Consider the following 8,097-nt stretch of genomic DNA (forward strand, 5'->3'; position numbering starts at 1 on the left):
ATTTATTCTAATAATTACGTTAGATTTACTACAAGTCCTGCCTTGGCGTAATAGGTTGGAACGCCTAGAACTTGCTGGAATTTACTTACTGCTGCATTCGGGAAGAGGTGGCGTGCAGAACCGTGGATGAGAATGATTTTGCGGGCAGATTTATCTGCCTCACAACATTGAAGAAACTCTATAGCATGAGACTGACTCATGTGAGATAGACGGATGCGGTCAGCTTGACTAGCAATAGTTCTACCTTCATTTACAGCCTTTCGTAAAAGCTCATCTTCATAGTTGCATTCCATAAGATAAACAGCACAACCTCTTATTGCTTGTTTTAAATTATAACAATCACTTGCAAAAAATATGCTTCCAACCTCTGGATGATATATAATATACCCATAGTCCTCGCAATCGTGTGATACTTCAAAAGGGGTTACTCTAAATTTTCCTATGCTATATGTTTTGCCTGACTCAACTCGACTGATACCAGAGATTTTGTCGGCAACGGAATTGCATGAGTAAACATCAATACCTGCCTTGATAAATTCTTTGGCGTATTTACAATGGTCACCTTTGTTAGCCATGCTCGTGGCTGATCAACATACCACGAGCACGACTTCTTTTAAGATTACCATACTTAGAAAACTCTTTCAGAGGTCTGCCTGCTTCTATAAGTAGCTGTTCACCGTCTGATGCCTCTAGTAAATATCCATTACCAAGAGACCCGGAATTAATTATGTATAGTTTCATTTTTAAATTTCCAAATATAACCTCCTTCCTGCTTCAATCAGCAGGATTTCACCTGAATCTGATTGAATGGCATACGAATTGCCTTGCGATGAAGAACCGATAATGATTATCTTTATACTAGACTAACTTTCTATGACTACTGGTCTGAGGTTCTGCAGGGGCAGCGCTGGCGTCATTTGCCGGCTGATTAATCTCACCTGTCTCAGCATCAACTACGATTACCTTCTTATCCTCTGCAAACTCAGAATCACGCTGTTCTTCTGCGGTAGGAACATCATCGACTGTCATTGCGGTCTGCATTTCGATGGAAAGGTAGCCATACTTAGAAAGAAGGCGACGAAGGACCGTTTTTGTTGCCATGTCATTGAAATTGCCATACCATCCAACAGTATTTCCTGGTCCAGACTCGGCTTGCTTCTGAGCCATTTCTGCCAACTGCTGATTTGTCATTTTGCAGTTGCGAAGAGTTGCGGAATACTTCTTAGCGTATGAGCACATGTCATCAAGTGACATATACATCATCTTACGGAATCCATTTGTCAATTCCAAGAATGCGAAATATCCGACAATCTTGTTGGAACTCTTCACCCCATCAAGATGAAGCTCACCCGAAATCTTATCGTAGCCTTGATACTCTCCTTCATAAACTACATCTGCATTGATGTTCTTATAGAGTCCAGATCGGATGGCAAGCTGATAGAGACCCTTGTAACCTATAATCATCGTTGGGGTATTTCCGTAAGGTACTATGTAAGCATATCCCAACTGCTTGTTGAGAGGAAGGTGTAGGGATGCAGCCTTCATTGCCTCTGCCATCAACAGACGACCATCACATGCGAGGAGCTTCTCGTCTGATGTGACAAGTTCGAGAAGTGATGCCGCAAAGGTTCCTGCATTCTCCTTCATTACGTTCTTCAACTGCTCTTGGTAGTAACTATTATCGAGTACTGCCTTGAAATTCTTAACTGCCAGCGCCTTCTGTGAAGGCTGCTTTGCTACTGCTGTTTCTGTCATGATTGTAAATTTATTTTTTTATTTACTAAAGTATTATTCCATAACCGCAATGGATGGATATTCAAACTTCAACTCATCGTCTGTTGTCACGTTCAACCGAATCTGCTGACCGCCATGATACAGTGGTCTGTTCACGCTCTCGCATTCATCGAGCAGCATTGGAACTGAGACTTCATTGTATCTTGCGAAGGTGTAGGCAATGTCGATTCCAGCATTCACCTTTGCAGCGGTGTTGAGTCGGCTGTATGGTACACCAACATGGTAGCACTCACAGGACGGCTTCTTCTCTCCATCAAGCGTAGTCTTAAACAGACTCCACTTCACATAATCGAAATGTCCGTTTACACGGTCTTCGAGCAACTGACAAGATTTCTGATTGTATTCGTTGGCGATTTCAAGTTTCTCATCTAGTTCGTCAAGCTGATTCTGATAGGTCTCCTTATCCTTGTTTATATCCTCAATGCGGGTGCTGATACGGTCAAACGTTTCCTTTGTAGCAAGGAGTTCCAACACCTCATTGTATCTGATTCCGATGGGCTCACGCTCCTTTTCGAGTTCGGATAGCATCTTTGCGGTTTCTTCCGAACTTGTATCGGATGGCTTGTCGAGTTCAGCCTGCAAGTCTGCAAGTTCCTTAACGACCTTCTGATATTCTTCCTTCTTGGCAAGGATCTGCTCGTAGGTATCCGGAACCTCAGCATCAACCTCCAGCTTGTGATATTCAGCTTCTTTGAGAACCTTGTGAGCTTCCACTAACTGGTTGGTAGTTATCTTGCGCTCCTCTTCGGTCTTCTCCAGCAGATTCTTCAACTCCGTGTAGGTGTGCTGAAGCTTGTTGAAGTCTTCATCAAGAGCCTTCAAATCGTCAGCCTTTCTGTCATTGAAGCGCTTCTCTGATTCGTGCTTGATTCTCTCAACGTCTTCTGCAGGGAGAGCCTGACCGCAATGAGGACAGATTCCATCTTCTGCGTTCCAAACCCATGAGCGTTTTGTAGCTTCATCTATCTTATCGTTGATTTCATCTGCCTTCTTCTCGCATTCTTCCTTCTGCTGCTTGGCGTGTATATCAGTCTCGCTGTAACCGCTCATCTTCTGTTTCAACTCGTCCACTGTGCTCTGAGCCTTCTTGATGGCAACGTCCGATGTGATCACATCACTCTGATGCTTGGTAGCCTGCTCGGTAGCGAGATTCATGGCGCTCGTCTCCATGTTTCGCTTGCGCTTCTCGGAAAATTCTATCTTCTTACGGATGCCATCAAGTCTTGCCTTGTCAGCTCCACCAGTACGAATGTCCTGAATCTTGTTGGCAAGTTTCACAAGCTTATCGTTGAGCTGAGCCTTCTCGTTGGATAGGGCTTCCCAGTTCTGTGCTTCGGGCAGTGACTTATTCAGCTCTTCCAATCGGATAGGCACGGCATCCAACTGCTCCTGCACCTCTTTTCGCTTGTACTTGATGTGGTGGACCAGCTTGTCAATATCCTGCTTCTTCAAGGCTTCAACAACAAAATCATATTTTCTGTTGCCTTCCGTAATATCATCGGTGGTAATATCGCCTACAAGTGCCTGCAGCTTATTGCGCTGCTCCTGCCAAGGGCGGTAAACGAAATCCTTTGTTGAAGAGCAGAGACGGAAAACGTCTTCCGGACAGATGGCATCCACCGTTTTCTTATACTCGCCAGCAGTAACAACTTCATCATTCACATAATACTTGAAGGTGTTTCTGCACTCGTCGCCCTTCCATGAATCCGTAAGTGTACGCTTCAAGACAATATTGTCTTGCCCTGCTGGCTCAGTGCCAGTGTAGAATATTTTAACCGTAAGCTCCACCTCATGAGGAATCTCCTTGATGATGTTGTGGTCCTTGTCGAATGTCTTGATGTCGAGCGAATTGCCGCTGATGTCCTTTCCGAATAGCGCATACATGATAGCGTTGACTATCGTGCTCTTTCCTAATCCGTTTTTGCCCGATATGACGGTGATGTCTTCACCGAACTCATATTCCGAATTGCGGATTCCGCAAAAGTTGAGAAGTCTAAGCTTCTTGAACTGTATTTTCTCCATCTTTATTTACTTTTAAAGTTTCTTTTTCTCTTAACTCCTTATCGTACTGTTCGAATGCCATTGCAGTTGCGTAAGTGAATTGGTCACTGTTTCGCATGGCGTTCAAGATAAGGTTTTTAAGGTCTTCGGGTGACGCATGAAGGAATGAGTAAGCCTTCGGAACGTTTTTGTCACCCATCAAGACAATGCACCGGAAGTGCTTGGAGTTGTCTCCTGCCTTATCAACTTCATCAAGTTCCTTCTTGATTCGGTTGAAGTGATTCTGTCTGATATTCTTTCTGCTCATTGTCGTTTATGTTTATTAAAATATCGTTTAGCGTTCTGTTGTACTTTATCTTTCCTTCCTTGAACAGACGGGAAAGAATAGAAGACACGTCCTGCAGTATTGCCAGCTTCAACCTTGTATAAAGCACTCCGCACGGCTTATGGTGTTCATCTGGCATCATTTCTACGATTTTACCGATGATATACTGCTCGTCCATAAGCTAATCTGTAGAGCCTAGACCGATGCGAGTTCCGTTGACTGTTCCTGCTTCCAGGTTAGTATCGGGAACGTAGGTGAAAGCGCCTTGGCAGATACGTGAGCCAGATGCGATATAGAACTTGAAGCCAAGCAGTCGCATGATGCGGTGCTTCAATTTCCATCTGCCCGACTTGACAATAGCATGGGATTCTTCGCCATAGCCGCAATCAATCAAACCTAGAATTACATCAAGGTTTTCTCTTACCTTGCCTAAGTAATCATGCCCTAGCCATTTCGGGAAATATACTTCCAGTAGCATTCCCTTGCCAGACTGTCCGCTTCTTGGCTGAATCAGCATTTTCATGTTGGAAGGAAGCTGTATTCTGAAACCTAGCGGAACAAAGAAACGGCTGTGAGGATAGACCTCAACACTCTGTCGAACAAAGAGATCATAAGCTGCATCTGTAGGATGCGCTTTGGTCGGGAAGCAGTTAAGTTCTGCATCCACATTAATTCTTGTGCCTAATTTACTCATTATATATTATGTTTATTGATTTATCTCTCGATTATTGGCAATACGTTATGCTTCTTCAGCTCCTCATACAGAAATAGTCTTCCTTTCTGAGTCCACTTAGTGTGCATAACAGAGCCGGAAGAACCATCTTTGTGTTCAATTGGGATGGTATCTGACTGAACATATCCATTTGGAAGGTATTTTGCATAAAGAATCCACTGACCGCCAACCTTATGTTGAATGCCAAAGTTTCTGAGAAGAATATTGAATGCCTTTGCAGATTGTCCGTAGTCTTGCGCTATCTGAGTAGTAGTTACGGTCTCCTTACTGGCAAGAATCTTATCAACATAGGTGACCTTTGGCTGCATGGTAGCAATTGTACCACTAAGTTCAACAATCTCCTTTGAACTGGCTTCAAGCATTTTCTCTTGCGCTTCAAGTTTCTCTGCTTGGTCTGCTGCCAGTCTCAATGCTTCAGCGAATGTTTTAGGTACCTTGATGAGGGATACTTCTTTGGTTTCCAGCTCTTCCCATCGGAGAATCAGCTTTGCCCTTGCCTCATCGTTAAACTTGGTGGCAATATACAGACATTCGGTCTTGCTGAGTGAATAGCATGGTCTCATTTCACCTTTAGCATCCTTATACTCAACCAGCGCAAACTTGCGCCCGTTGACTTTAACCCATGCGTCTTCCATTTCTCTTATAGAACGCATCACATCCTTGTGATTTCTACCCGTTACCTCGGCTATCTCTAGCGAGGTCATTGTTTCATTCTTAATGATTTCACTTCCATTCATCATAGTTCTTTTCTATTTTAAGTTTCTCAACTTCCTTCTTGTAATAGTCAATGAGAGTTTGAAGTTCGAAGATTGAGTATTGTTTGGTGGAGTGCTTAGTGTTCTCCAGCCATTCCACCTTGTCTTCTCCCAGTTTCTTGACCAAGGCTTTGCGATAGTCCAGCAGATTTCCATTCAGCATACGGTTGCAGTAGCGGCATTGTCCGAACACATTAGATTCGCAATACCGTAGCGACATCGCTGCCCTGCCGATGAAATGACCAGCATCCATCTGGCTGAATGGCTTGTATTTACCACAAGAAATACATCTGAATGCTCCTTGATTGTTGACATCACGAAGTCTTATATATAACTGGAATACCACATCAAGCTTCTTTACCAAGGATTGCTTGGATGGAATACCTTTAGCCTTATTCCTTTCCTGCTCCTTCTTTGCTTTATCCCAAGGAGTTTTCTTTATTGGAGTCCTTTTTAGAGGAGTTTTTCTTTTCAGAACCATACCTTATAATATTATAATGTATCATACTCACCTTCCTCTCTTCCCATATCTGCTGAGAGATTCTTGATTCGAGAGTTAAGCATATTGATTTTCCTCAGGCACAGTTCGAAGTGCCGGATGGGGCACCACGGATTATGCTCGAGTTCTTTATATATTTCGTTCACCCGATCTTGATAGGACCGGGTTGAGAATAATTTCAGCATACGCTTCTGTTTTTGAAGTTAAGATTAAATCCTGCCTATCCTCACGGACGAGCAGGGAGTAGATTATAAAAATCAGATTTCGACCCTTCTTGTTGCCGCTGCAACATTGGTAAAAACAAAAATAATTTACTAACAACTAACTAAAAACATAATAGAGTTGCAGAAGTGGGACTTGAACCCACGACCAGTTGCACGGTTTGATAAGAATATGTTAAGGATTTACACATCTGTTACGTGCTTGCTCTAACCAACTGAGCTATTCTGCAATATACGGCATCATGCGCTACCATGAATTTAAGAGCCATGCTCACCGTCCGAGAAATGCAACTCGAATCTGTTTTATATATCAATTATGGCTAATCAACATCATTAAAGCTTGTTGCATTTCTAACATAAGAACTCAAATACATTTAACTTTTTCCAATATGTCAAAGAACTTATGCCCACAAACTGGCAATGGGATTGTTTGAGAAACTGTTCATCATATTTAAAATGAAGGTGTTGGTAGAATGCTCGACCACAACATTTCCTTATGGTTCGTGGCGCCTGAAAAGTATCAACGCAAACAACTATATTTCGCCACTGGTCTTTACCGCTCTTTTTCACCGTTTCATTCAGATTAAGTATAACAACAATATTTCAAAACTATGGAGGCGCCAAGCGGGATTGAACCGCCGACCTCTACAACCTTTGTTGTAGCGCTCTACCACTGAGCTAAGGCGCCAATATCACTCCTATTCTCACGAACCAGAGTGAAGCGTAATAACTAAAATTCGTTTTTAAGAATGAAATAAAATTGTATATTATGCTTTGAACCCACTCTTTCAAAACCTCCACCCTGCTCACGCAGAGTGAAGGAAAAATAAACAAATAACGCTTAGAATTTTTATCTAAAAGCCTAACGGCTGCAATCATTGCTCTTCTACAAGTTCTGGGTACTTCTTTACGAGTATTCCCCCATATCGGTTGGTTGCGACATTACGTATATCAACCGCCAACTTACTGTTAGTTTTGAATGCTATTGCAGCATAGACCGCCGCATCGCAGCAGCCAACCGTTTTTGCTATTTTGCCTATTTTTGATTTTCTTATCAAAATTTTCGGCTTAAAAACTATTTTATCCATACTTTTTTATTATATTTGCACACGTAAACTACTCAGTGATATGGAAACGAGGATTCGTTGACCAAATCACGAGTGCAAAGATACACATTTGTAGGCAAACTACCAAGAATGTAGGCAATATTTTATATTATATTTATCTATTTATACATTTATAAACACTAAGAGATATGGAAGGATTAAGGGATAGAATCAATGAAATAAAAGACTATTACAGACTGTCTAACAGAGGGTTTGCGGAAGCTGTAGGTGGCAAACCTGCTGCCACAAACAACTATCTGAACGGTACAAAGGAACCTTCTCTAGAGTTTGTAGACAGAATATTGTCTACCTATGTAGACATTTCTGCAGAATGGCTTCTTCGAGGTGAAGGCTCAATGTTTAAGGAAGACAAACCTACAGATGAAGCCTTGTTAAAGGAACTGGCAGAGATCAAGGTTAAGCTGCTGGTGAAGGAAGGTGTAGTCAAGGAACTCCGTGACATGCTCCTGGAGAAGAACGGTGGCGTGATTTCTGATGATAGAAAGAGCGTTGTCGGATGATACGAAAAAAGCAGGGCACTAGGCTCTGCTTTGGGGGTGTAATTTAAACTGTGTCAAGGCTTGTTCTTAACTTTCATTCCCACTCCCTGCTGGGGGCATGCCCCCAGCAGGGAAGCCTTTTCGGCTGCAAAGTTACATAATT

General features: G+C 42.6%; 9 protein-coding genes and 2 tRNA genes. 1 reads left to right on the forward strand and 10 read right to left on the reverse strand.

Annotated features, from left to right (window positions below; translation table 11 throughout):
• Positions 1–14: 14 nt before the first annotated feature.
• The 10 genes from ACTQ53_RS10125 to ACTQ53_RS10170 all read right to left on the reverse strand — a co-directional run bounded on the left by ACTQ53_RS10125 (position 15) and on the right by ACTQ53_RS10170 (position 7,416).
• On the reverse strand, positions 15–575 hold the full coding sequence (locus ACTQ53_RS10125; protein ID WP_441932936.1) for an MBL fold metallo-hydrolase: 561 nt from the start codon (positions 573–575) through the stop codon (positions 15–17).
• Between the two features lie 283 nt (positions 576–858).
• Positions 859–1,755 carry a recombinase RecT gene (locus ACTQ53_RS10130; protein ID WP_441932937.1) on the reverse strand — a complete coding sequence of 299 codons (897 nt, stop codon included), beginning with the start codon at positions 1,753–1,755 and terminating at the stop codon, positions 859–861.
• Positions 1,756–1,788: 33 nt separating this feature from the next.
• On the reverse strand, positions 1,789–3,816 hold the full coding sequence (locus tag ACTQ53_RS10135; RefSeq protein ID WP_441932938.1) for a hypothetical protein: 2,028 nt from the start codon (positions 3,814–3,816) through the stop codon (positions 1,789–1,791).
• Positions 3,788–4,102: a hypothetical protein gene (locus ACTQ53_RS10140; protein ID WP_441932939.1), complete on the reverse strand. Its 315-nt coding sequence runs from the start codon at positions 4,100–4,102 to the stop codon at positions 3,788–3,790. Before ACTQ53_RS10140 ends, ACTQ53_RS10135 begins: the two co-directional genes overlap by 29 nt.
• A gap of 199 nt (positions 4,103–4,301) precedes the next feature.
• A complete protein-coding gene (locus ACTQ53_RS10145; RefSeq protein ID WP_441932940.1) occupies positions 4,302–4,814 on the reverse strand; it encodes a hypothetical protein in 513 nt (170 codons plus the stop codon).
• A 20-nt stretch (positions 4,815–4,834) separates the two neighbouring features.
• Positions 4,835–5,593, reverse strand: a complete 759-nt coding sequence (locus tag ACTQ53_RS10150) for a phage antirepressor KilAC domain-containing protein (protein ID WP_441932941.1) — start codon at positions 5,591–5,593, stop codon at positions 4,835–4,837.
• Positions 5,577–6,089, reverse strand: coding sequence for a recombination protein NinG (locus ACTQ53_RS10155; protein WP_441932942.1), 513 nt, complete (start codon positions 6,087–6,089; stop codon positions 5,577–5,579). Before ACTQ53_RS10155 ends, ACTQ53_RS10150 begins: the two co-directional genes overlap by 17 nt.
• A 360-nt stretch (positions 6,090–6,449) precedes the next feature.
• Positions 6,450–6,558: transfer RNA gene (locus ACTQ53_RS10160), tRNA-OTHER, on the reverse strand.
• Positions 6,559–6,940: 382 nt separating this feature from the next.
• Positions 6,941–7,016: transfer RNA gene (locus tag ACTQ53_RS10165), tRNA-Leu, on the reverse strand.
• Positions 7,017–7,203: 187 nt separating this feature from the next.
• A complete protein-coding gene (locus ACTQ53_RS10170) occupies positions 7,204–7,416 on the reverse strand; it encodes an ArsR family transcriptional regulator (RefSeq protein ID WP_441932943.1) in 213 nt (70 codons plus the stop codon).
• Positions 7,417–7,583: 167 nt separating this feature from the next.
• Here ACTQ53_RS10170 and ACTQ53_RS10175 point away from each other — a divergent pair, with 167 nt between their 5' ends.
• Positions 7,584–7,955 (forward strand): XRE family transcriptional regulator, encoded by a 372-nt coding sequence (locus ACTQ53_RS10175; protein ID WP_441932944.1) that lies wholly within the window; start codon positions 7,584–7,586, stop codon positions 7,953–7,955.
• The last annotated feature ends 142 nt before the right edge of the window (positions 7,956–8,097 follow it).

The sequence above is a fragment of the Prevotella sp. Sow4_E9_plate genome, assembly GCF_052116205.1.
GTDB lineage: Bacteria > Bacteroidota > Bacteroidia > Bacteroidales > Bacteroidaceae > Prevotella.

What these genes read in the sequence shown, in the direction of transcription:
- ACTQ53_RS10125 (WP_441932936.1), bottom strand. Translation starts at nt 575, where the DNA reads ATGGCTAACAAAGGTGACCATTGTAAATACGCCAAAGAATTTATCAAG.
- ACTQ53_RS10130 (WP_441932937.1), bottom strand. Translation starts at nt 1,755, where the DNA reads ATGACAGAAACAGCAGTAGCAAAGCAGCCTTCACAGAAGGCGCTGGCA.
- ACTQ53_RS10135 (WP_441932938.1), bottom strand. Translation starts at nt 3,816, where the DNA reads ATGGAGAAAATACAGTTCAAGAAGCTTAGACTTCTCAACTTTTGCGGA.
- ACTQ53_RS10140 (WP_441932939.1), bottom strand. Translation starts at nt 4,102, where the DNA reads ATGAGCAGAAAGAATATCAGACAGAATCACTTCAACCGAATCAAGAAG.
- ACTQ53_RS10145 (WP_441932940.1), bottom strand. Translation starts at nt 4,814, where the DNA reads ATGAGTAAATTAGGCACAAGAATTAATGTGGATGCAGAACTTAACTGC.
- ACTQ53_RS10150 (WP_441932941.1), bottom strand. Translation starts at nt 5,593, where the DNA reads ATGATGAATGGAAGTGAAATCATTAAGAATGAAACAATGACCTCGCTA.
- ACTQ53_RS10155 (WP_441932942.1), bottom strand. Translation starts at nt 6,089, where the DNA reads ATGGTTCTGAAAAGAAAAACTCCTCTAAAAAGGACTCCAATAAAGAAA.
- ACTQ53_RS10170 (WP_441932943.1), bottom strand. Translation starts at nt 7,416, where the DNA reads ATGGATAAAATAGTTTTTAAGCCGAAAATTTTGATAAGAAAATCAAAA.
- ACTQ53_RS10175 (WP_441932944.1), top strand. Translation starts at nt 7,584, where the DNA reads ATGGAAGGATTAAGGGATAGAATCAATGAAATAAAAGACTATTACAGA.